This window comes from Enterococcus sp. GC34 (assembly GCF_040886645.1).
Classification (GTDB): Bacteria; Bacillota; Bacilli; order Lactobacillales; family Enterococcaceae; genus Enterococcus; species Enterococcus faecalis.
The window spans coordinates 1-22,058 of sequence record NZ_JBFOEF010000011.1 but is presented as its reverse complement, the minus strand read 5'-3'; the positions used below and the strand labels follow the sequence as shown (position 1 = coordinate 22,058).

The following is a 22,058-nucleotide window of genomic DNA, read 5'->3' as shown; positions in this document are numbered from 1 at the left end:
AGCGCCAACATGTAATGAGTTAAAGAGGTCGGGACAGAAGCGTTTAACTCCGAGAAATAAGAAGGAATTTCCGAAAATTGTTCTATAATTTTTGGAGAATTTCGGCTTATTTCCGAAGGAGTTGCTTCTGTTCCCGCCGTTTATCAATTTTTAAGCCTGGGACAAAAATCCAAAGTGATTTTTGTCCCAGGCTCTTTTGGTATCTTGAGCGAATAGTTTTACACAAAAAAAGACCCGCCCTTTGGGTAAGGACGGGAAAGGAGTTAAAAATGAAAAAGTGTTTTGTGTTGTTAAGGTTGTTTGTTGATATGCTTATATCTTACAAACTAAATGTGAAGATTTTGTGATCATTTCATTCTTATTTTGCTACTTTTATAGGAATTAAATAGATTGCCACGAGACTATCTTTAGTTGCCTCGTGCATCCGTTATTCTGACTGCTCCTTGTGGTGATACTCTGTAAAAACCGACAGTCCCTGTCCCTCCATTTGCAACCATCTGTTTCGATTGGGCTCTAAAAAAGAAGTCATTTCCATTCATACCCAAAAATCCAAGGTTCGTATCATTATTTTCTGCATCGGTCAGTGTCTTTCTAATATATGTCTCTGCTTTTTCTTGTGTATCGATGATTTTTGCCTCTTCATTTTGGTCTTGATTTTCCTCTTCAGAAGAACGATAGTAATACTCTTCCGCAGGATAATTTCCACTATCTTGAGTAATTAACAATCGTGGTTTCGTCTTATCCGATTGGTCGCCGTTAGGATTTTCAACACCAATTTTATATAATAATAACGCAGCACCAGTAGGCCCCCACCTAATACTTAAGCTTGTAATTGGTCGCGACTCATCAGTAGGTAAATCCTTCGTAATCATTCCTCCGGTATTTGTACTACCATCAGGATGAATGATCAAACTCTCTCCTTTACCATTTTTCCATGTTCCAGCTAAAGTAGTAAAATCGCCAGCATTAATCGCTGTAGTATCTAAATCAGCTACAGTTAGCTGACTATTGTTTTCATCAGCTGTCGGCTCTTCATTTTTCACTGATTCGTTAGACTCGACACTGCTGCTCGCTTGTTCGTTTGTCTTATCAATTGTTTCACTCGTTTTTTCATTCGTCTCTTCAACTTTAGAGGATGTCTCAGTTGAAGCGGTTACTTTCTTTTCTTTTGGTTCCCGACAAGCAGTTAATGATAAAACCGCTAGCCCGACAAAAAACGCTAGCATTCCCTTTTTCACGCCTATTCACCCCGTTCAATGATCTATCTTACTAGACTATTGTACTATTAATTCAACTGTTTAGACAAATATTTATGGAACAGACAAAAGTTAATCCTGTCATTGAATGCTTTGTGTCACATGGACCTATCAATCAACTTTCTTTTTTCTATGTATTATATGAAACAAAAAGTGAGCCATCAGTCAAAATGACCGATGGCTCACTTTCTAAATCCTAAAACAAACGAACAAATGGATTATTCAGGTAAATCTACATTATGATGGACTTTTTGAACATCTTCTAAATCTTCTAAAACGTCTAACATTTTTTCAAAGTTCGCTAAATCGTCGCCTTCTAATGTTACTTCGTTTTGTGGAACCATTTCTAACTCAGTAACCGTGAATTCTTCAATGCCTTTTTCTTTTAACGCTTCTTGTGCATGGTGGAAATCTTCTGGTTCTGTGTAAACGATAATTTGACCGTCTTCTTCAATAACATCGCGAACATCAATATCTTTTTCCATTAAGTATTCTAAAATTTCATCCGCATCGTCACCAGCAAAGCCAATGATACCTGTATTATCAAACATGTAGGAAACAGCACCGCTGACACCCATGTTTCCGCCGTTTTTACCAAATGCGGCCCGCACATCTGCTGCTGTTCGGTTCACGTTGTTCGTTAAAGCATCAACAATGACCATTGAACCATTTGGCCCAAATCCTTCATAGCGTAATTCAGAATATTGTTCATCTGCTGAACCTTTTGCTTTTTCAATAGCGCGATCAATAATATGTTTTGGTACATTGTATGTTTTGGCGCGTTCGATTACAAACCGTAATTTTTGGTTTGCATGAGGATCAGGGTCTCCTGACTTCGCTGCTACGTAAATTTCAATCCCGAATTTTGCATAAACACGGCTATTGTTTGCGTCTTTGGCAGCTTTTTTCTCTTTAATATTTGCCCATTTACGGCCCATATTCTCACTTCGCTTTCTCTGATTTGTTGTTAGTATCTTATCCCTTGTTTATTATACTGGGGAAACTGATTTTTGTTAAGTATTTTTTAGGTATCTGGCGAAAATCGTAAGGGAAACCGACCAAAATTTTGTTCTTTTAAAGAAGAATCTCCCATCTGATATAGTTGATTGGCGCGAATATCTAATGAAAGCATTGCGCGGTTTTCTTTAGATACTTTGGAAATTACCGGCAATTGAATCTGTGCTTTGGTTTCTTTTAGATAAGCTTGTCCCTTTGGCGTAAATCCTAGCACATGGAGATAACTGTTTTGCCAAACAGTTTCAACTTCTTCTTTGGTCATATTTAACAATATATAGGTTGCTAATCGTTGCAACCTTGTCCAAGTATAACGCTTCGTTTTCATACGTTCCATTAATTCGTGAAAAGAACCTGCTGCTTGGATTTGATCTTTTAGTCGATATTCAAGTCCTTCCTTCATTTGGTAAATGGCTTGTAATTCTTCTAACGAGGATTGAACAATTTTATACTTTAGGAAGGGCCAGTAGTTTTCCCATGAAATCATTGCTTGTGTTTGTAAATGTTGTGCGGTCATAGAAGGAACCGTTGGCAGCACTTGCGTTATTTCTTGTTGAAAAACACTTTGCCTAATCGCCGTGGCGCTAGCAACTTTCCCAGAAATCGTTGCATCATGAAAGCCCGCTTGTTTTCTAGCAATTGGGTAGAGCGTCATCGGAGTTGGATACGTGGCATTCTCTTTTGCATAACTCATCCCCAAAATATGATTAGGCGAAGAAAAATCGAACCTGCTTTCAGGATATACTTGACGAAAAACAGCAGTCATTTTTTGTGGATAACTCAATTGTTTGTCTGTCAATGCGTGGAACGTTTGATCAATTAAGGATTGATTTTCTTGGACAAACTGGCCGAAAGCCGCATAATCAATTGCGCTTGTACTATCTGTTCCAAAACATAAGCTCTCACATTGCAACGCCTGCAATAACTTTATACCGCCTTTGGCAAAGTAATCCGCAGACTGTACCGACCAAGCTGTCGGTAATTCAATGACTAAATCCACACCATTTTGCAAAGCTTCTTCTGTTCTGGCCCACTTATCTAGTAAGGCTGGTTCTCCTCTTTGTAAAAAATTTCCACTCATTATAGCAATCACTACTTCAGCTCCGCTTTGTTGGCGAGCTTGTTGGGCATGATAGCGATGTCCATTATGAAAGGGATTATATTCCACGATAATGCCACAGGCTTTCACTCTAGCCACCTCCGTTATAAAAAAATGGACTTATCAGCAAAGAGACAAACGTTTTTAAGCGCTGTCCCAAGCTCATAAGCCAAATCTTATTAATCTCTTTGACAAACAAAGAACCAGCGTTCACTTGTTTCAGTTGGTGCTTCATCTGTAAAGTCTGCATAAACTTTGACGTTCATGAAACCAGCACTTTCTAACATTCGTAAATAGTTATCTAACGAATAGGTTCGTTCTTGATGCAATTCATCATACCGAACAAAGTGCTCATCTGTTTCCTGTTCTTTCACAAAAAATGTTAAGAAATGTTCGATGCTGTGTTCTTTTTCACCAGCGTAACTATCCCATAGAAAAGCAAATTCTTCTGTTTGATAATGATAGCTATATTCTGGAAAAACTGAATCAATTTTGTAAGTAGAATGAACATCAAAAATGAACGTTCCTTCCTCTTCTAACGCTTGATAAACTTCATCGAACACTTGTTGTACTTCTTGGCGATTAGCCATGTAGCACAGTGAATCAGAAAAACAAGTGATGGCTTGGTATTGTCCCACTTCAGATAAATCTAGCATATTTCCCTGAACAAATTGAACTGGCACTTCTTCTTCAAAAGCTCGTTCACTAGCAATCATCAACATTTCTTCTGATAAGTCTAAGGCCGTCACATCGTAACCACTTTTTGCAAAATCAACTGCTAAAGCGCCTGTACCACAAGCCATTTCAAGAATTTGTTGGGTTCCTTGTGGGAGATGACGATTGGAAAAATCCAACCATTTTTGGTATAGGCTTTCGTCCATCACTTCGTCATAGACGAAAGCAAACGTTTCATAGGCCATTTTAGTCGACCCAAGCGCTTAGATCAACCATTGGGGCATCTGACCATAATTTTTCTAAGTTGTAAAAGGCACGTTCTGAAGATTGGAATACATGGACAATAACATCGCCTAAATCGATTAAAATCCATTTTCCGCCTTCTTTACCTTCCACACGTTTGACTTCTACTTGATTTTTGGCTTCTTGTTCGTTAATTTCATCAACAATCGCATTGATTTGACGTTCACTATTGGCTTGGCAAATTAAAAAATAATCTGCTAATAATGAAATCTCTCTTACGTCTAATGCGACAATTTCTTCTGCTCGTTTTGAATCTGCTGCTTTGACAGCAATTTCTAAAATTTTCTGGCTATCTATGATAGTTCCCTCCTAGTAATTCTTTCTTCTTTTATTTTTGATTAACGACCCATTGATTGTAGGTCTCTAACGTTTTTGGATAAATTTTATGTTCTTGTTCAATCAAATATAACAAGGTATGTTTCGTTTCATATGCAACTGCTGCATCTAAGTCAACAAGGGCAATTTCACGGGCTTCTTTCACACCTGGAAAATCACGTCCTGGTTCAATGTAATCTGCGACATAAATAATTTTATCTAGCAAGCTCATCTTAGCAGCCCCAGTTGTATGCACACGAATTGCCTGCAAGATTTCTTCGTCATCAATGGCTAATTCCCGTTGAACAATATCCGCCCCAACTAAGCCATGCCAAATTTCATTGCCATAGTTTAATAAAGCCAAATCAAAACCATCTCGGCGAATAATCAACTCGAATTCATCGTTTGGACGTTCTTTGGCGTAATCATGCGTCAAAGCAGCAATACTGGCTTTCGCTTCATCGGCACCATATTTCGCTGCCAAGGCCACAGCTGTTTCCTCGACTCCTAACACATGGCGAAAGCGACGTTCACTCATTTGCATTTGAACTTTTTGCATTAATAATTCACGTTGTGCAGCATCATAATTTGTTATCCAGCTCATCTTGATACAGTCCCTTCTCTTGAATATAGTTTATCACATTCTCTGGAAGAAGATAGCGTGTTGAGCAACCACTTTTGACTTTTTGTCTAATCAAAGTGGAACTAATCGCCATCTGCGGAACATCGACCCAAATAATTGGATAGGTAGATTCCGTTGGATAATTAGGACGCCGAATGCCGACAAATTGAACTAAATGGAGTAAGTCATCAATCCGATGCCATTTGGGCAAGTATTCCACCATATCTCCACCAATTATAAAATAATAATCAGTATCTGGATTGGCTTCTTTTAAAGCTTTCATCGTATCATACGTGTAACTTTTGCCTTTGCGAATTAACTCAATTGGCTCAATATCTAAGCAGGGATTATCAGCTACTGCTAGTTCTAACATCGCTAACCGATGTTCACTGCTAATTGTTTTCTTTTCGTCTACATGTGGTGGTAAGTACGTAGGCATTAAGTAAACTTTGTCCAAACCTAGTTGATTTTGAACTTGATCGGCCATGACAAGATGTGCTAAATGAACGGGATTAAAATTACCACCTAACAAGCCGACTTGCTTTCTTGTTTGAAAACGTAACGGTTCCTCTTGCAAGAGAACGTCCGCTCCTTGACGCGCTTGTCTTTTTTCTCCCATTGTTCATCCCTCCAATATTAAATCTCTTTGACTGCTGCTGAAATTTTTTGATATTTTTCTTTACTTGATGGCTTGAATAAGACCAACACGCGACCAATAATTTGTACCACATCGCAATGAATGGCTGCTGTTAGTTCTTCTGCAACCTCTTCTGCTACTTCATCTGTATTTTGTAATAACGTAATTTTAATCAATTCACGTTTTTCCAACGCTTCATCAATTTGTGTAATCATTGCGTCATTCAAACCACCTTTGCCTACTTGAAAAATAGGTTGTAAATGGTGTGCCTGACTACGTAAATAACGTTTTTGTTTTCCTCTAAGTTTCAAATTGTTTGCCTTCTCTCTAAAATTTAAATTAATGCTTTTCTACGTAAAACATCGACACCTTTAGGCGCCCAACCAGCGACTACACCAGGTTCTGTGACAGTAATCCAACCTAGACCAGCAAACACAATATCCGTTTTTTCTTTCACGGAAAATTCAAAGCGCACTAATTCAGGAAACTCAGCGACTTCATCGGCACGTGGAGGCTGCAATAAGCCACCAACATGTTTTTCATAAAAAGCATCGGCGGTTGCTGTTTTTGTTCGGTGTAAATTTAAGTCATTGGAAACGTAGGCAATGAAGGAACTTTTAGCACCTTGGACATAATCAAAGCGAGCCAAGCCACCTAAAAACAAGGTTTGTTCAGCATTTAATTGGTAAACTTTCGGTTTGATTTCTTTTTGCGGTGCAATAATTTTCAAGTCTTTTTTACCTAGGTAATGTGCCATTTGATGACGGTGAATAATTCCGGGCGTATCGATTAAGAAGTGACCATCGTCTAATGGAATTTCAATTTTATCTAGCGTTGTTCCAGGAAATTGTGATGTCGTAATCACATCTTGAACACCCACTGTTTGTTGAATGATTTGATTGATTAATGTTGATTTTCCAACATTGGTCACACCTACGACATAAACGTCTCGGCCTTCACGATATTTTTCGATCGTATCTAATAATTCTTGCATTTCTTGTGGTTTCTTGCCACTTGTTAGTAAAACATCAACAGGGCGTAATCCTGCTTCATGGGCCCGTTCTCTCATCCATTGAACCATTTTAGGTTTTTTTAATGATTTAGGCAAAATATCCACTTTATTACCAACTAACAACACAGGATTATCTCCGATAAAACGATGTAGTCCTGGAATAAGAGAGCCATTAAAGTCAAAAATATCCACTACGTTCACAATCAGTGCATCTTCTGTTCCTAAACCATTCAATAAACGTAAAAAGTCATCGTCTGTTAATTGGACATCTTGAATGTCATTATAATGTCTTAAGCGAAAACAACGTTGGCAATAAACTTCCCCTGTTTCCATTCCTTTTTCGAAAGCTGTTTTTGGTGTATAGCCTAATTCATGAGGATTTTCCGTTTGGATAATCGCACCACAGCCAATACAATGAATTGCCTCTGTCATTCTAATCCGCCTCTCCATGTCATTTCTGGATGTTTTTTTGATAAGTATTTCATAATTTTCCGTTCAAAGAACCGATTGATTCTAGTATTCCAGCCATCTGTATCGACAATCGGTTGAACTAAAACATTGCGTATACCCGCTGCGTTAGCTCCCCGAATATCTGTCATAATCTGATCGCCGACCATTAACATTTCAGATGGCTTCAAGCCTAATTTTTTTTCTGCTAATTTGAAGCCACGTGCGGTTGGTTTCAAGGCACGTGCTACATAATCTAAGTCAAACTTTTCAACAACGCGTTTAATCCGGCTGTCTTTGTTGTTTGAAACAACAAGGACGGTAATTCCTGCATTTTTCATCTCTAATAACCAAGTTTTTAATTCTTCTGTTCCATCGGGATTATTCCAAGCAATTAACGTATTATCTAAGTCAGTTAGTACTGCCTTAATCCCCAGTTTTTTTAATTGTGCGGGGGTAATTTTATAAATCGCATCAATCATCCATGTCGGTTTATATTTTGAAAACATCGTGACTCCTCTCACTGACACTATGTAGTTTCTTCGATTTTAAGAGACTGAAACATAACTAAACAATTATGCTTCAGTCTCTACCTATTGTATTATACTGCATTTTACTGAAAATTTCTATAAAGGACGGTCGTTCCTTGTAAAAGAACAAGTAAAATAAAAGAAAAAATAAAAAAAGCCACCCATCAACCCCTGAAAAGTTCGTTGATGAGTAGTAACTTCTAATATTTGCGAAAACGTTGGTATCTTTTTTCTAGTAACGTTTCCGTATCTAATTTAGCTAATTCAGTTAATTTTGAAATGAACGCTTTTTGTAACATGCGATTAATTTTTGCTTGTTCCAGAGGCTGACCGTTCATAACTTCCGGAATTACTTTATCTACAATAGCTAATTCCTTCAGCTCTGTCGCTGTAATTTTCATCAATTCTGCTGCTTCTTTCGCACGACTGCCATCTTTCCACAAAATAGAGGCGAAACCTTCTGGCGAAAGAACCGCATAAATCGTGTGTTCCAACATCCAAACTTCATCTGCGACTGCTAAAGCTAAAGCACCGCCACTACCGCCCTCACCAATGATGACTGAAATGATTGGCACTTTCAAATCAGACATCTCTAACAGGTTTTGCGCAATGGCTTCCCCTTCTCCCCGCTCTTCGGCACCAATCCCACAATAGGCACCAGCAGTGTTCACAAAGGTAATGACTGGACGATTAAATTTTTCCGCTTGTTTCATTAAACGTAACGCTTTGCGATACCCTTCAGGATTAGGTGAACCAAAATTACGTTCAATATTTTCTGGTAGATTTCGACCTTTTTGGATACCTACCACTGTAACTGGTTTCCCTTGCAAAGTAGCAACACCACCGACTACAGCTAAATCATCGGCAAAGTAACGATCCCCATGAAATTCTAAAAAGTCCTCAAAAATTGCTTCTATATATTCTAAAGTTGTCAAACGATCTTGGGCTCTTGCCAAGGTAACAACATCATTGGCTGTTTTCTTTTCCATGTTAGCGCCACCCTTCCAAAGAATGTAAACGTAACAAGTCGCTCAATCGTTGACGCAAAAGATTTCTTGGCACAATCTGATCTACAAAACCATGTTCTAAAAGAAACTCGGCCTTTTGAAAATCATCTGGCAACTCTTGACGAATCGTTTGTTCAATTACACGGCGGCCAGCAAAACCGATTAAACTCTGAGGCTCTGCCAAAATAATATCGCCATCCATCGCAAAACTTGCGGTAACACCGCCAGTCGTTGGATCAGTCAATACCGTAAGATACAGCAGCCCTGCTTTGTTATGCCGTTGCAAAGCGGCCGAAATTTTCGCCATTTGCATCAATGAAAAAATTCCTTCTTGCATACGGGCACCACCAGATGCAGTGAAAATCACTACTGGTAAATGCTTTTCTGTCGCCCGCTCAAACAAGCGTGTGATTTTTTCACCAACAATCGTTCCCATACTGCCCATGATAAAATTAGCGTCCATGATTCCAATTGCAACAGCTTGTCCTTCAATTGTTGCTTCTCCCGTCAAGACAGCTTCATCTAGTCCAGTTTTTTCTTGCATTTTTTCAATTTTTTCAAGATAACCAGGAAAATTTAGTGGATCTTTTGTCACTAATTCACTGTCCCAATTGTGGAAACTTTTTTCATCAACGGTTATCGCTAATCGTTCCCATGCACCAATCCGAAAACTATAGCCGCAATGCGGACAGATTTTTTCTGCACCCATTTCTTTTGTATACAGTGTTCGCTTACAAGAAGGGCATTTTGCCCACATATTATCTGGAACAGAAGGCTTCTTTGATGCATCATTTGCATCAGCACGATTTGGATTAATGCGAATGTAATTTTTCTTTTTAAATAATGCCATTTGCTTACTCCTCGTATTTTAGCGGCAAGAGCTCAGCTCCTTTCAAAAGATCACTGATCTTTCCAAGCAAGAGAGCTCTTGCGGCGTTCTTTCTTTAATGATTGCTTTCTGGCTCCCAATTTGGTAGAAATGTTTCTTGTAAAAAGCTTGTGTCATAGTCACCTGTCAAAACATTGTCATGTGTAATTAAATCCAATTGGAATTCGGCATTCGTAATAATACCTTCTGTTACAATTTCATTTAAAGCCCTTTGCATTTTCATCAAGGCATCAAAACGATTTTCACCATGTACGATGACTTTCGCAATCATTGAATCATAATAAGGCGGAATTGAATACCCTGAATACATAGCGCTGTCTACACGCAAGCCCATTCCACCACTAGGCAACAAGAGATTTTGAATTTTACCTGGTGAAGGAGCAAAATTAAAGGCAGGATTTTCAGCGTTAATTCGGCACTCAATCGCATGCCCAGTCATGGTAACATCCTCTTGGGTATAGCCTAAAGGTTCACCTGAAGCAATTTCTAATTGTGCTTTGACTAAATCAATCCCTGTTACCATTTCCGTAACTGGATGTTCGACTTGGATGCGGGTATTCATTTCCATGAAATAAAAGTCGCCAGCTGGATCCATCAAAAATTCAATGGTTCCAGCATTTTCATAATGCACAGCTTGTGCTGCTCGAACGGCCGTTTCGCCTAACATCTGACGCTTTTCCTCAGAAATAGCAATCGATGGTGATTCTTCTAACACTTTTTGATTATTTCTTTGTAGTGAGCAATCACGTTCCCCTAAGTGAATCACATGCCCATATTGATCACCTAGAATTTGCACTTCGATATGACGTGCTGGATAAATAATTTTTTCTAAATACATATCATCATTACCAAATGCGGCTTTGGCTTCTTGCTGCGCTGAAGTAAAGTGTTTCGGTAACTCTTCTTTTGAAAGAACTTTTCGGATTCCTTTTCCGCCACCACCAGCAGCTGCCTTTAACATCACTGGGTAACCAATTTCTTCAGCAATCGTCAACGCTTCTTCGACAGAATCAATGACGCCATCACTCCCAGGAATAACAGGTACCTTGGCTTTCTGCATCAGTTGACGTGCATTTATTTTATTGCCCATTGCATCAATCGTTTCTGCTTTAGGACCGATAAAAGTAATGTTACATTCTTCGCACATTGAAGCAAATTGACTATTTTCAGATAAGAAACCAAACCCTGGATGAATCGCTTCAGCATTGGTAACAATCGCTGCACTTAAAACAGCTTGAACATTTAAATAAGAATCAGTTGCTTTCGCCGGTCCAATACAAATGGCTTCATCTGCTAACTGTGTGTGTAACGCTTCTTGATCCGCTTCAGAGTAAACAGCAACTGTTTGAACGCCTAATTCGCGACAGGCACGAATAATACGAACAGCGATTTCTCCGCGGTTTGCGATTAATACTTTCGAAAACATTTTTCACCTATCCAATCATAAAGGTTAATTCAGCCTCGGCAACTTTTTTTCCATTAACTTTTGCCACACCTTTACCCATTCCAGCAGAAGCGCGGACTTTTAAAAGTTCAACCTCTAAAATTAATGTGTCGCCTGGTGTTACCTTTTGTCTAAATTTTGCTTTATCTAATCCACCAAAGTATGCCGTTTTCCCTTTGAATTCAGGCATTGAAAGTAATGCCACGGCGCCTGCTTGAGCCAACGATTCAATAATTAAAACTCCTGGCAAAACAGGATTCCCAGGAAAATGACCTTGAAAAACTTGCTCATTAACCGTTACATTCTTTTTCGCTACAACGCGTTCCCCGGGAATGACTTCTTCAACACTATCTAATAATAAAAAGGGATAGCGATGTGGTAAAATTTCTTGAATTTCTGTAATTGTTAATTTCATGTTTTATTCTCCTTTAGCAACTCGGAATAGCGGCTGACCAAATTCAACCACATCTTCATTGTTGACTAACACTTCAGTAATCACACCGTCAACTGTCGCCGTAATTTCATTCATTAATTTCATCGCTTCAACGATACACACAACGTCACCCGTTTTAACAGTGTCTCCTACTTTGACAAAGTTCTCTTTATCTGGTGCTGGTTGTAAATAAACGATTCCTACAATAGGTGACGTAATTTCTTCTGTCTTTTCATTGGCTGTCGGTGTATTAGTTGGCGTTTCTTCAACGACAGAAACTGTTTCAACAGGCACTGACACACCACTAGCGGCTACTGGTGTTTCTTGTGGTTGCGCCACTGGTTCTACGGCACTTCGCCCAGAAACTGTATTTTTATTCATATATAATTCAAACGAGCCTTCTCGTAAATCAAATTCGGTTAAAGTTGATTGATCAAATTGTGTTAATAGTGCTTTTACTTCTTCTAACTGCATGTTAATCCTCCCAGCGTTTTAAGCAAATAACTGCATTGTGGCCACCAAAGCCTAGCGAGTTACTTAAAGCATAATCAAATTTATGCTCTTTGCTTTCGTTTAAAACAACGTTCACCGTAATTGCTTCATCTTGATTTTCCACATTAATGGTTGGCGGAATAAATTGATGTTGTAAAGCATTTAGGGTAGCAATTCCTTCAATTCCACCAGCGGCACCTAAGAGATGTCCCGTCATACTCTTCGTACTACTTACATACGCCGTTTTTGCGGCATCACCTAAAGCCAATTCAATTGCTTTAGATTCTGCACTGTCATTAGCTTGTGTGCTTGTTCCATGGGCGTTAATATAGCCAATTTTTTCTGGAGAAATCCCCGCTTCTTCCATTGCTAGTACCATGGCTTTCGCTGCGCCGCTCCCATCTGGTGTTGGTGATGTCATATGATAGGCATCGCAATTAGCACCATAGCCAACCACTTCACCTAAAATAGTTGCGCCTCGTTCTAGAGCATGATCTAATGATTCTAAAATAAAGACACCCGCACCTTCTCCCATCACAAATCCACTACGTTCTTTATCAAAGGGAATTGAGGCTTTTTCTGGGTCAGTCGCCTTTGTTAAAGCGGTCAAGGAAGCAAATCCTGAAATACCGATTTCTGTAATAGGCGCTTCTGCTCCACCAGCAATAATGACATCGGAGTAGCCATGTTTGATATTGCGGAACGCTTCCCCAATTGAATGAGTTGCACTAGCACAAGCTGTCACTGTTGAAGTACAAATTCCTTTGGCACCAACACGTAAAGCAATATTTCCCGCCACCATGTTTCCAATCGCCATTGGAATAAATAACGGTGCCACACGTTCAGGTCCTTTGTCGTGCATCCGAATTACTTGATTTTGAATTGTTTCCAAACCACCAATCCCGGAACCCACCATAACGCCAAACCGATCCACATCTAGTTGACTGGTATCCAAGCCACTCATAGCCATTGCTTCTAAGGCCGCATAAATGCCAAATAACGAAAACTTATCCATGCGTTTGCCATCTTTTTTAACAAAATATTTTTCCATTGGAAAGTCTTTCACTTCAGCTGCTAAGGTGACACCTGTTTCACTAACATCAAATTTACTAATCGGTCCGATACCATTTTTCCCTGTTTTCAAACTTTCTAAAAAAGTCTCAGGTTCATTGCCAATCGGCGAGGTGACACCGTAACCAGTAATAACTACTCGATTCATCCTTTTGACTCCTTTCGTTTATCCGTGCATGACTAAGCCGCCATCAACATTCACGACTTGCCCAGTAATATAGGGACTTTTAGCTAAGAAAATCGCTGTAGCTGCGACATCTTCGACTTGCCCAAACGTTTGTAAGGGAATTTGCGCATTCATTTGTGTTTTAACTTTTTCCGATAAAACATCCGTCATTTCTGTTTGGATAAACCCTGGTGCAATCGCATTGCAGGTAATACCGCGCGGCGCAACTTCTCGTGCCACCGATTTAGTAAAACCAACGACACCTGCTTTACTCGCAGCGTAGTTTGCTTGACCAACATTTCCCATTAAACCAGAAACGCTAGCCATATTAATAATCCGACCACTTCGTTGTTTCATCATACGTTTAACCGCTTGTTGAGTCATGTTAAAAGTTCCTACCAAGTTAATATCTAAACAGGCATTAAAATCCTCTTTTGTCATTCGTAATAATAATTTATCATTCGTAATCCCAGCGTTATTCACCAGAATATCAATCGAGCCTAATTGGTCAACAGTTGCTTGAATCATCTCACCTGCTGCATCAAAATCGGAAATATCTCCAGAAAGGCCAATACATTTTACCCCAAAGGCTTCAATTTCTTGTCGTTGTTCTGGTGTAATCTCACTCCGACCGTTTAAAACAATATTGGCGCCCTCTTTCGCAAAAGCCAACGCAACTGCTTTGCCAATCCCACGAGTGCTTCCAGTAATAAATACGTTTTTTCCTGTTAATTCCATTTTTTACCTCCCAGTAAGTGCTGTTAACGTTTCTGTTAATGTTGCAACATTTTCCACACGGTGCATTTCAATTGTTTTGTCAATTTTTTTAACAAAACCAGTTAATGTTTTCCCTGGACCAACTTCAATCATCGTTCCCACGTTCATAGCCTTCATCGTTTCGATACTGTCTTCAAAACGTACCGCAGACATGACTTGCTTTTCCAATAACGCTTGAATTGCCTCTTGGGGCATAATTTCGGCAGTCGTATTACTAATGACAGGAATTTGCATCGTTTGAAAGTTCAATTTTGCTAAATCCTGAGCCAATTTTTTTGATGCTGGTTGTAACAGCGCCGTATGGAAAGGGCCACTCACATTTAACGGAATCATTCGCTTTACACCAGCTTCTTTGAGAAGTGTCATCGCTTGATCAACAGCAGTAACCTCACCACCAATCACGATTTGTTGTGGTGTATTATAATTTGCTGGAGCCACAATTCCGAAAGCACTGGCTTCTTGACAGGCTTTTTCAATTACTTCACGCTCAGCATTCATGACAGCAACCATTTTGCCAGTTCCTTGTGGTGCTGCGTCTGTCATGTACTGACCGCGCTTTTGGACCAAGGCCACTGCTTCTGAAAAACGCAAAGCCCCGCTGGCAACCAATGCGCTATATTCCCCTAAGCTTAAACCCGCTACGACATCAGGCGTTAGTCCTTTTTGTTGCAAAAGACGGTAAAATGCGACACTGACTGTCAAAATAGCAGGTTGCGTATATTCTGTTTCATTTAAACGTTCATTTTCAGTAAAACAAAGTTCTGCCATCTCATAACCTAAGATATGACTTGCTTCATCGAAGGTTTCCCGAACAATCGCTTCTTGGTGATATAATTCTTCACCCATCCCTTGATACTGGGCTCCTTGTCCACTAAATAAAATCGCTGTTTTCATACGACACCTCATTTTTTGTTAAAATTATTCACTTAGCCCCAACGCTGATTCATCTTATGTACAATCGCTCTGCATTCAGACATGAGTGAATCAATGATTTCTTGGGCTGTTTCTTCTTTTTTTATTAACCCAGCAATTTGTCCCGCCATGACGGAACCGTAATCCATATCCCCATCAACGACAGCTTTGCGCAAAGCGCCTTGACCAATTTTTTCAAACATTTCTAAATCAGGCACTTCTTTTTGGAGTTCTTGCTTTTCTAATTGATTATATTGAGCGGTTAATTTATTTTTTAAAGTACGCACTGGATGGCCAAAATGTTGACAGGTAATTACTGCATCTAAATCACGTGCCTTTAAAACTTTCTGTTTATAATCTGAATGAACGTTGCATTCTTTGGCAATTAAAAAACGTGTGCCTAACTGGACTGCTTCAGCACCTAACATAAAGGCCGCAGCCATACCACGACCGTCACCAATCCCACCTGCTGCAATCACAGGAATTGACACAGCGTCAACGATTTGCGGTAAGCCACTCATAGTGGTTAACTTGCCAATATGTCCACCAGCTTCCATTCCTTCAAAAATGACAGCATCGGCACCAATCTTTTCCATTCTTTTTGCTAAAGCAACAGAAGGAACTACTGGGATTACTTTAATGTTATGTTCTTTAAAACGAGCCATGTATTTGTCTGGATTGCCCGCACCTGTCGTTACGACAGGAACCTGTTCTTCACAAACCAAATCGACAATTTCATCGGCAAAAGGTGAAAGTAACATGATATTGACACCAAAGGGTTGTTCCGTTAATTCTTTAACTTTTTTAATTTCTTTTTTTACGACTTCTTTTGGGGCATTGCCGCCAGCAATAATCCCTAATCCACCAGCGTTTGACACGGCACTTGCTAATGAAGCATCGGCTACCCAAGCCATACCGCCCTGAAAAATGGGATAATTGATTCCAAGCAACTCACATAACTGTTGATTCATTGATTTTATACGTCCTTTAGTTCTAAGATAAGTACACTTCATTCAAGTAAAAAAGGATTTTTTCGGCTTATTTACTTGTTTTTTTAGGGACTGGGTCATTTAGCAATTAAATGTCCCAGCCCCCTATTTTCATGTATTAGTTTGCTTGTTGTTTTTCTACATATGTTACTAAATCTTGAACGGTTTGGATGCCATCTTCTGTTTCGATTTTCACATCAAATTCATCTTCGATTTCGTTAATGATTTGGAATAAATCTAAGCTATCCGCATCTAATTCTTCTTGAATGTTTGTAGTTAATTGTACCTCTTCAGCATCTTTTCCTAATTCTTCTACGATAATTGCTTGAATTTTTTCAAATACCATGTGTATATTCCTCCAAAATAGTCATTTTCTTCATTTATATGTGAACAGTTTTTTACAGCGTTAGGAGCAGTGAGCCCCATGTTAAGCCGCCGCCAAATCCTGTTAGCACCACGCGTTGTTGGGAACCTAAAATTAAGGTCCCATTTTCAACTGCTTCATCCAACAAAATAGGAATGCTAGCAGCTGAGGTATTGCCATATTTATCCATATTCGTTAAAAACTTCTCGCGGGAAATCTTCGTCTTACGTGCAATTTTATCGATAATGCGCACATTTGCTTGATGTAGTAGAAGATAATCCACAGTTTCGTCCGTCACGAGTGATAAAATATTTTGTGAAACATCTTTAATCGCAAAATCAAAAATACTACGTCCTTCCATCTGTAGCGTCTTACTAGCCTGCTCATGCCCCTGATAAAAAGGACTTTCGTTGATCGTGTAGCCTGACGTTAAAGCCGCCCACCGTTGTCCATCTGCTTGTAATTTTTCATTTAGAAAATGCGGTGTCTCAGCCGCTTCAATCAAGACGCCGGCAGCCCCATCACCGAAAAGCACCGCTGTGGAGCGATCGGTCCAATCCAACATTTTGGAAAATGTTTCGCCACCAATTACTAGACCTGTTTGATAACGACCACTTAAGACTAGTTTTTCTGCCATGCTTAAGGCATAGACAAAACCAGAACACGCTGCACTGATGTCAAAAGCAAAGGCCTCAGTGGCGCCAATTGCGCCTTGCACTTGGCAAGCAACAGAAGGCATATTGAAATCTGGTGTCACTGTTGCAACTAAAATAAAGTCAATCTCACTTGCTTGCTTTCCAGATTTTTCCAATAACTGTTTTGCGACTTGATGACATAAATCAGACGTATTTTCTTGCGTAACGATGCGACGTTCACTAATGCCTGTTCGCGAATGTATCCATTCATCAGAGGTATCCATCATTTCACTCAGTTGGTGATTCGTGACACAATTCTCTGGAACATAACGGCTTGTACAACTAATTCGTGCATAATTCTTCATGGGGATCCTCACTTTTTATTTGTATTCTTGCAAGAAATCATGAAGATTTTTTAGTGCTCTTAACAGCGCTTGTTCTTCTTCTTGCTCCATGCCTTTCAAAATGTTTTTAACCATTTCACGATGAAAATGCTGATGGACTCTAAAAAGTAATTTTCCTTTTTTAGTTAAGCCAAGCTTTACTACACGTCGATCATCTTCACTACGCAAACGTTCAACATAGCCTTTTTTAACTAAGTTGTTAATCGCTACAGTAAGTGTTCCGACGGTAATTGACAGTTCCTTGGCTACTTCTGAAGACGTTTTTTTCTTGTACATACCAATTGCTTCGATTGTGTGCATCTCCGTAATGGATAAATCATTAAATTGTGATTTTTTCAATTCAGATTCTTCAATCGTTAAGATGTCATTAAAGACACTGACTAAGTAATCGTTGACTGTTTCTAAATTAGGTTCCATTCTGTGCACCATCCATATACTTTGATTATCAAAACATTTGATGTTCAAACTATATCGTAAATAAGCAAAGAATGCAAGAGAATTTTCTATATTTTTAATGAAATATTCTTCAAACATTTCAAAAAAGGCGCATTTTCAAGGGACGAGGCTTTTAAAAAAAGGATCAATTACTTTGATACCCAAACTATTTTCACAGAAAAAGGAAAGAAGTGCAACTAAAAAGCATCACTGGCACTCCCCTGATTGAGAAGTGCCAGTGATTTTTGTTATATAATTCTTAAACTCCCACTAAGCTATTGCTACAACTTGACTGGATAATACGAGAAGAGAGTGAACCAGAAGCTTTGGTGCTTCTACTCCACTCCCTTATTAAAATGTAGGACGATTAATTATTGAATTAAGTCGTAAATTTCCATTGCTACAATATCGATGTTATCGAATTGATAGCTTTGGTGCGTATCAGATTCTGTTAATTCAAATGTTTCTGTTGATTTATCAAAACTTACAATACATTTCTCTACGCCTTCACGTTCAAAGCGGCGTACTTGTACTTCATTATCTGCTGCTTCGATCATTGCTTCCAGTCTCTTAATAATCGCCACAAGTTGTGAATGTTTCATCAGTGGGCCTCCTTTTGCAAACTAGTTCTGTACCATTGTAACAAAACATTGCCTAACTTGCATGATTTTTCGTCATTTTTTTTGATTTTTTTGTTGTTCTTTAATTTTTATTCGTTGGTTGCTTGCCATCTGTCCACCAAAGCTTAATTAAGGCCTGTGTGCCATCATTTTCAAACCCTTTATCTGCAAGGCTTTCATATAATTCTGTCGCTTTTTGCGTCGCTGGTAATGGAAGGTCAAGTTTTTTTGCTTCATCTAACGCAATCTTTAAATCTTTGATAAAATGTTTAACAAAAAAGCCTGGCGTATAATCTTCTTTTAAAATACGTGGTCCATAATTACTTAATGACCAGTTTGCAGCACTGCCACCACCGACTGTTTCCAGAACTTTTTCTAAAGTTAATCCTGTCGCATTTGCGTAAACGAGCATTTCAGTCAAACCGGTCATTGTGCCTGCAATCATTAACTGATTCGCCATCTTAGTGTGTTGCCCTTTTCCAGCTGAGCCATGTAGCATAAATGTTTTACCAAATGTTTTGAAAATTGGTAAGACGGTCTCATAACTTTCTTGATCGCCACCAACCATAATTGTTAAAGTACCATTTTTAGCACCTAAGTCACCACCAGAAACTGGCGCATCCAACGCATGAGCACCCACTTCTGCTGCTTTTTTGGCAATCTTTTCAGCCAAGGTGGGCGTACTTGTGGTTAAATCTACTACTATTTTACCTGTAAGATCTGCTTGAAAAATCCCTGTTTCATTAAAATACACGCCTTCAACATCTGAAGGAAAGCCAACCATTGTAAAAATGATATCGCTGGCTTCCGCAATTGCTTTTGGCGTATCATACCAAACTGCTCCTTCAGCAACTAAATCATCTGTTTTACTTTTTGTTCGATTATAAACATTGACAGATAAATTGTTTTTCATCATATTACGAATAATTGATTTCCCCATGACACCCGTTCCAATAAAGCCGATTTTAGACATAGTAGCTTCCTCCGTTCTTAAAATAAAAAACTTTCCTCCTTCAGTATAAACGAAGGAGGAAAGTTTTGCAGTTTATTTTCTTAAAGATGTAAATTTTACTTTAATTTTTTTTATTGAGTCCGCATTTTCTTTTTCCATTTGAAGTTGATCAAAGTAAATCAATGTATCTTGATAAAATTCAATCATTTTATTGCCAAAGTTTGTAGAAGAAATTTCAAATAATTTTTCATCTAAAATAGTTTGGTCCATTTTAATATTTGCTTGTATATAGTCAATCAATGTTGGGGCAAAATCACTGTCTGTCTTAAAAGTTTTGCCTAAGCTTTCATGATCAAATAAATTATTTAAATAGGCGTTCCCTTCTGCAACACATTGAACGCCAGCAGCCATCGCTTCTGTATAAGTTAAGCCTTGTGTTTCCGACGTTGAGGCGCTGACAAAATAGTCAGCAGCTTTATAATAAATGGCGACTTCTTCATTTGGCACTTCACCCGTAAATTGAACGTATTCACTGACTTCTAGTTCTTCTGCTAATTCTTTTAAATCCTCTAGATAGGGACCATTTCCAACTATTACTAAACGAGTTTGTGGTAATTTTTCAATAATTTGTGGTAACCCTTGAATAATTGCTTGAATATTTTTTTCATAAGAAATTCGACTTAACGATAACAACATAATCTGTTGCTCTTCAATACCTAGTTGTTGACGCATTCCAGCGATCATTTCCTCAGTAATATCGGGACGTAAAAACTTATCAATTTCGATCCCTGTTGGAATAATTCTCATTGGTGCGGTCACTCCATAATCCCGTAATTTTTCTATTACACGTTCACTGGGACAAACAACACCTGTCGTATGATTTGTAAACACTCTTGAAAAGAATTTAACATGTGATGGACGGACAACTTTTCCTTTAGCAATATAATGTAAGTAATCTTCATACATCGTATGATACGTATGGATGACAGGAATTTTCATTTTTTTCCCAACCATTTTCCCTAAAATACCCGCACCAAATTCAGTATGTGTATGAATTAAATCTAATTCCAATTCTTTGGCAATTAAATAGGCGTACCACATGCCGCGAACCACTACTCGGCGATCTTTAAAAGACACGAATGGCACACTAGGCATTCGTATGACATCTTCTTCAAAATCAGTCGCGTTAGGATCGGTTGTCGTAAAAATATACACTTCATGGCCGTGCTTTTCTAATTCATCTTTTAAGGTCTTAATAGAAGTCGCTACCCCACTCACTTGCGGGAAATACGTATCAGTAAAAAAACCAATTTTCACTCTCATTACCTCCATTTCATCTAACAATAACTGCCTTCAAAATTTGTTAAGATAAGACTGTTTCGTAGACTTCTTTTAACTCGTAACCAATTTGCTTGATACTTCTTTGCTCTGCTACTTGATAGCCTGCTTCTCTAGTGCTAGGTATTTTTCCTTCTAATAAGCCTTCAATATATTTTTTAAATTCTTCAATAGAATGACCCATATAACAATTTTCATTAGCTACTAGCCAGCCTTGATAAACTGGAATATCACGCACTAAAACTTGTTGCTGACTAGCTAAAGCTTCTAAAACAACAATTCCTTCCGTTTCTTCACGAGAAGGGAAAAAGAAGAGATTCGCTGCCGCATAGGCCCCTTCGATGACATCTCCTTTAATATAACCTGGGAAAATAACATTTTCTGGATGATCTTCTTTAACTAATTGTCGAATATTTTTAGGGATAGAATACATTGGTGTATCACCAAACCAGATAAATTGATACTCTGGTAACTGTCGTGCAACTTCAATAAAATCAGTGATTCCTTTGCGTTCAAAAAATAATCCAACACAAATAATTACTTTTTTCTCTTCATCTATTTTAAAATATTCTCGGAATTTTTGTTCCTTTTCTTCTGAAGGATAAAAGCGTGATAAATCAATACCATTTGAGATCGCCGAAATAGGCACTCTAATGCCATATCCTTCTAGCAATGTTTTAGAATACGGTGTTGGTGTAATTAAATGATCCGCTTTAGAATACAAACTGATAAGATATTTTTTTACTAATGGTGCTAGTTGATTAGACCCAATAAAGGAATTACGAAAGTCTTCTTCTGTCGAATGGGCATGATAAATAACTTTTTTTCCTAGTTTGCGTGCTTTTCTGACCATACGATGGCTATTTACGCCGTATGTATTAATATGCAATATATCATAGTCACTGCAATCAGCATCTAATGTATATTCTATTCCAACTTCAGAGAGCGCTCGTTTCTGGTGATCTAATGCTCGACCAATACCTGATTTAGCTAAGATTTTCTCACCTTCAAAATATAACAATATTTTCAAACCCGCTCCTCCTTTTCTGCTTTACTAACTATAATAAACACATTATACCATAGCTAAAATTTGATGTATTCATTCTTCAGTAGGATCCTTTTAATCTTATAAATGTTTTTAAGGTCCTTTCTTCAAGCTTATCAAAAAATAGTGAATAAAACAAAAAAAGCAAAAACCAAGTTGGTTTTTGCTTTTGCTC

General features: G+C 38.5%; 27 protein-coding genes. 1 reads left to right on the top strand and 26 read right to left on the bottom strand.

Annotated elements, in window-relative coordinates:
* Positions 1-407: 407 nt before the first annotated feature.
* Entirely contained in the window at positions 408-1,238 is an 831-nt protein-coding gene (locus tag AB3I72_RS11335) for a DUF6287 domain-containing protein (RefSeq protein WP_368023930.1), read from the bottom strand.
* A 74-nt stretch (positions 1,239-1,312) separates the two neighbouring features.
* Between AB3I72_RS11335 and AB3I72_RS11330 the strand changes: the two genes are divergently transcribed.
* A complete protein-coding gene (locus tag AB3I72_RS11330; protein WP_368023929.1) occupies positions 1,313-1,456 on the top strand; it encodes a hypothetical protein in 144 nt (47 codons plus the stop codon).
* 18 nt (positions 1,457-1,474) lie between these two features.
* On the opposite strand, the gene AB3I72_RS11325 is transcribed toward AB3I72_RS11330, so the two are convergent.
* From AB3I72_RS11325 to bgsA, 25 genes are all read right to left on the bottom strand, one after another.
* Complete coding sequence (locus AB3I72_RS11325) at positions 1,475-2,194, bottom strand: YebC/PmpR family DNA-binding transcriptional regulator (RefSeq protein WP_010827749.1); 720 nt, start codon at positions 2,192-2,194, stop codon at positions 1,475-1,477.
* Positions 2,195-2,280: 86 nt separating this feature from the next.
* Positions 2,281-3,468, bottom strand: coding sequence for a nucleotidyltransferase (locus AB3I72_RS11320; RefSeq protein WP_368023928.1), 1,188 nt, complete (start codon positions 3,466-3,468; stop codon positions 2,281-2,283).
* A gap of 80 nt (positions 3,469-3,548) precedes the next feature.
* Positions 3,549-4,289, bottom strand: coding sequence for a class I SAM-dependent methyltransferase (locus AB3I72_RS11315; RefSeq protein ID WP_002356302.1), 741 nt, complete (start codon positions 4,287-4,289; stop codon positions 3,549-3,551).
* Between the two features lies 1 nt (position 4,290).
* On the bottom strand, positions 4,291-4,629 hold the full coding sequence (gene rsfS, locus AB3I72_RS11310; protein ID WP_033072556.1) for a ribosome silencing factor: 339 nt from the start codon (positions 4,627-4,629) through the stop codon (positions 4,291-4,293).
* A 46-nt stretch (positions 4,630-4,675) separates the two neighbouring features.
* Positions 4,676-5,266 (bottom strand): bis(5'-nucleosyl)-tetraphosphatase (symmetrical) YqeK, encoded by a 591-nt coding sequence (yqeK, locus tag AB3I72_RS11305; RefSeq protein WP_002380850.1) that lies wholly within the window; start codon positions 5,264-5,266, stop codon positions 4,676-4,678.
* Positions 5,244-5,903, bottom strand: coding sequence for a nicotinate-nucleotide adenylyltransferase (locus AB3I72_RS11300; protein WP_002365150.1), 660 nt, complete (start codon positions 5,901-5,903; stop codon positions 5,244-5,246). The genes yqeK and AB3I72_RS11300 overlap by 23 nt, the downstream gene beginning before the upstream one ends.
* A 17-nt stretch (positions 5,904-5,920) precedes the next feature.
* On the bottom strand, positions 5,921-6,232 hold the full coding sequence (gene yhbY / locus AB3I72_RS11295) for a ribosome assembly RNA-binding protein YhbY (protein WP_002356298.1): 312 nt from the start codon (positions 6,230-6,232) through the stop codon (positions 5,921-5,923).
* Positions 6,233-6,255: 23 nt separating this feature from the next.
* Complete coding sequence (yqeH, locus tag AB3I72_RS11290; protein WP_002381381.1) at positions 6,256-7,365, bottom strand: ribosome biogenesis GTPase YqeH; 1,110 nt, start codon at positions 7,363-7,365, stop codon at positions 6,256-6,258.
* Positions 7,362-7,889 (bottom strand): YqeG family HAD IIIA-type phosphatase, encoded by a 528-nt coding sequence (locus AB3I72_RS11285; protein WP_002356296.1) that lies wholly within the window; start codon positions 7,887-7,889, stop codon positions 7,362-7,364. The genes yqeH and AB3I72_RS11285 overlap by 4 nt, the downstream gene beginning before the upstream one ends.
* A gap of 221 nt (positions 7,890-8,110) precedes the next feature.
* A complete protein-coding gene (locus AB3I72_RS11280; RefSeq protein ID WP_002362363.1) occupies positions 8,111-8,899 on the bottom strand; it encodes an acetyl-CoA carboxylase carboxyl transferase subunit alpha in 789 nt (262 codons plus the stop codon).
* A 1-nt stretch (position 8,900) separates the two neighbouring features.
* On the bottom strand, positions 8,901-9,767 hold the full coding sequence (gene accD / locus AB3I72_RS11275) for an acetyl-CoA carboxylase, carboxyltransferase subunit beta (RefSeq protein ID WP_002356293.1): 867 nt from the start codon (positions 9,765-9,767) through the stop codon (positions 8,901-8,903).
* 94 nt (positions 9,768-9,861) lie between these two features.
* Positions 9,862-11,232: an acetyl-CoA carboxylase biotin carboxylase subunit gene (locus AB3I72_RS11270; protein ID WP_002367303.1), complete on the bottom strand. Its 1,371-nt coding sequence runs from the start codon at positions 11,230-11,232 to the stop codon at positions 9,862-9,864.
* 7 nt (positions 11,233-11,239) lie between these two features.
* Positions 11,240-11,665 carry a 3-hydroxyacyl-ACP dehydratase FabZ gene (fabZ, locus tag AB3I72_RS11265; RefSeq protein ID WP_002356286.1) on the bottom strand — a complete coding sequence of 142 codons (426 nt, stop codon included), beginning with the start codon at positions 11,663-11,665 and terminating at the stop codon, positions 11,240-11,242.
* 3 nt (positions 11,666-11,668) lie between these two features.
* A complete protein-coding gene (gene accB, locus AB3I72_RS11260) occupies positions 11,669-12,157 on the bottom strand; it encodes an acetyl-CoA carboxylase biotin carboxyl carrier protein (protein ID WP_002397489.1) in 489 nt (162 codons plus the stop codon).
* A gap of 1 nt (position 12,158) precedes the next feature.
* Entirely contained in the window at positions 12,159-13,394 is a 1,236-nt protein-coding gene (gene fabF / locus AB3I72_RS11255; RefSeq protein WP_002356284.1) for a beta-ketoacyl-ACP synthase II, read from the bottom strand.
* Between the two features lie 18 nt (positions 13,395-13,412).
* A complete protein-coding gene (fabG, locus tag AB3I72_RS11250) occupies positions 13,413-14,150 on the bottom strand; it encodes a 3-oxoacyl-[acyl-carrier-protein] reductase (protein WP_002356283.1) in 738 nt (245 codons plus the stop codon).
* 3 nt (positions 14,151-14,153) lie between these two features.
* Positions 14,154-15,083 carry an ACP S-malonyltransferase gene (fabD, locus tag AB3I72_RS11245; RefSeq protein WP_061100630.1) on the bottom strand — a complete coding sequence of 310 codons (930 nt, stop codon included), beginning with the start codon at positions 15,081-15,083 and terminating at the stop codon, positions 14,154-14,156.
* A gap of 32 nt (positions 15,084-15,115) precedes the next feature.
* On the bottom strand, positions 15,116-16,072 hold the full coding sequence (gene fabK, locus AB3I72_RS11240) for an enoyl-[acyl-carrier-protein] reductase FabK (protein ID WP_061100631.1): 957 nt from the start codon (positions 16,070-16,072) through the stop codon (positions 15,116-15,118).
* Positions 16,073-16,208: 136 nt separating this feature from the next.
* Complete coding sequence (locus tag AB3I72_RS11235) at positions 16,209-16,436, bottom strand: acyl carrier protein (RefSeq protein WP_002356278.1); 228 nt, start codon at positions 16,434-16,436, stop codon at positions 16,209-16,211.
* Between the two features lie 52 nt (positions 16,437-16,488).
* Positions 16,489-17,454, bottom strand: coding sequence for a beta-ketoacyl-ACP synthase III (locus AB3I72_RS11230; protein WP_002359378.1), 966 nt, complete (start codon positions 17,452-17,454; stop codon positions 16,489-16,491).
* 15 nt (positions 17,455-17,469) lie between these two features.
* Positions 17,470-17,910: a MarR family winged helix-turn-helix transcriptional regulator gene (locus tag AB3I72_RS11225; protein WP_002362455.1), complete on the bottom strand. Its 441-nt coding sequence runs from the start codon at positions 17,908-17,910 to the stop codon at positions 17,470-17,472.
* A gap of 389 nt (positions 17,911-18,299) precedes the next feature.
* Positions 18,300-18,530, bottom strand: coding sequence for a YkuJ family protein (locus AB3I72_RS11220; protein WP_002379802.1), 231 nt, complete (start codon positions 18,528-18,530; stop codon positions 18,300-18,302).
* A 100-nt stretch (positions 18,531-18,630) separates the two neighbouring features.
* Positions 18,631-19,521 (bottom strand): NAD(P)-dependent oxidoreductase, encoded by an 891-nt coding sequence (locus AB3I72_RS11215; protein ID WP_002359377.1) that lies wholly within the window; start codon positions 19,519-19,521, stop codon positions 18,631-18,633.
* A 72-nt stretch (positions 19,522-19,593) separates the two neighbouring features.
* Entirely contained in the window at positions 19,594-20,817 is a 1,224-nt protein-coding gene (bgsB, locus tag AB3I72_RS11210; protein WP_002389260.1) for a cell wall glycolipid biosynthesis glucosyltransferase BgsB, read from the bottom strand.
* A 46-nt stretch (positions 20,818-20,863) separates the two neighbouring features.
* Entirely contained in the window at positions 20,864-21,868 is a 1,005-nt protein-coding gene (gene bgsA, locus AB3I72_RS11205; RefSeq protein ID WP_002356269.1) for a cell wall glycolipid biosynthesis glucosyltransferase BgsA, read from the bottom strand.
* Between the last annotated feature and the right edge of the window lie 190 nt (positions 21,869-22,058).

Bases quoted from the DNA above. Each gene is read 5' to 3' on its own strand.
- AB3I72_RS11330 (WP_368023929.1), top strand. From the start codon at position 1,313: ATGGAACAGACAAAAGTTAATCCTGTCATTGAATGCTTTGTGTCACAT.
- AB3I72_RS11325 (WP_010827749.1), bottom strand. From the start codon at position 2,194: ATGGGCCGTAAATGGGCAAATATTAAAGAGAAAAAAGCTGCCAAAGAC.
- AB3I72_RS11315 (WP_002356302.1), bottom strand. From the start codon at position 4,289: ATGGCCTATGAAACGTTTGCTTTCGTCTATGACGAAGTGATGGACGAA.
- yqeK (WP_002380850.1), bottom strand. From the start codon at position 5,266: ATGAGCTGGATAACAAATTATGATGCTGCACAACGTGAATTATTAATG.
- AB3I72_RS11300 (WP_002365150.1), bottom strand. From the start codon at position 5,903: ATGGGAGAAAAAAGACAAGCGCGTCAAGGAGCGGACGTTCTCTTGCAA.
- yqeH (WP_002381381.1), bottom strand. From the start codon at position 7,365: ATGACAGAGGCAATTCATTGTATTGGCTGTGGTGCGATTATCCAAACG.
- AB3I72_RS11285 (WP_002356296.1), bottom strand. From the start codon at position 7,889: ATGTTTTCAAAATATAAACCGACATGGATGATTGATGCGATTTATAAA.
- AB3I72_RS11280 (WP_002362363.1), bottom strand. From the start codon at position 8,899: ATGGAAAAGAAAACAGCCAATGATGTTGTTACCTTGGCAAGAGCCCAA.
- accD (WP_002356293.1), bottom strand. From the start codon at position 9,767: ATGGCATTATTTAAAAAGAAAAATTACATTCGCATTAATCCAAATCGT.
- AB3I72_RS11270 (WP_002367303.1), bottom strand. From the start codon at position 11,232: ATGTTTTCGAAAGTATTAATCGCAAACCGCGGAGAAATCGCTGTTCGT.
- fabZ (WP_002356286.1), bottom strand. From the start codon at position 11,665: ATGAAATTAACAATTACAGAAATTCAAGAAATTTTACCACATCGCTAT.
- accB (WP_002397489.1), bottom strand. From the start codon at position 12,157: ATGCAGTTAGAAGAAGTAAAAGCACTATTAACACAATTTGATCAATCA.
- fabF (WP_002356284.1), bottom strand. From the start codon at position 13,394: ATGAATCGAGTAGTTATTACTGGTTACGGTGTCACCTCGCCGATTGGC.
- fabG (WP_002356283.1), bottom strand. From the start codon at position 14,150: ATGGAATTAACAGGAAAAAACGTATTTATTACTGGAAGCACTCGTGGG.
- fabD (WP_061100630.1), bottom strand. From the start codon at position 15,083: ATGAAAACAGCGATTTTATTTAGTGGACAAGGAGCCCAGTATCAAGGG.
- fabK (WP_061100631.1), bottom strand. From the start codon at position 16,072: ATGAATCAACAGTTATGTGAGTTGCTTGGAATCAATTATCCCATTTTT.
- AB3I72_RS11235 (WP_002356278.1), bottom strand. From the start codon at position 16,436: ATGGTATTTGAAAAAATTCAAGCAATTATCGTAGAAGAATTAGGAAAA.
- AB3I72_RS11230 (WP_002359378.1), bottom strand. From the start codon at position 17,454: ATGAAGAATTATGCACGAATTAGTTGTACAAGCCGTTATGTTCCAGAG.
- AB3I72_RS11225 (WP_002362455.1), bottom strand. From the start codon at position 17,910: ATGGAACCTAATTTAGAAACAGTCAACGATTACTTAGTCAGTGTCTTT.
- AB3I72_RS11220 (WP_002379802.1), bottom strand. From the start codon at position 18,530: ATGAAACATTCACAACTTGTGGCGATTATTAAGAGACTGGAAGCAATG.
- AB3I72_RS11215 (WP_002359377.1), bottom strand. From the start codon at position 19,521: ATGTCTAAAATCGGCTTTATTGGAACGGGTGTCATGGGGAAATCAATT.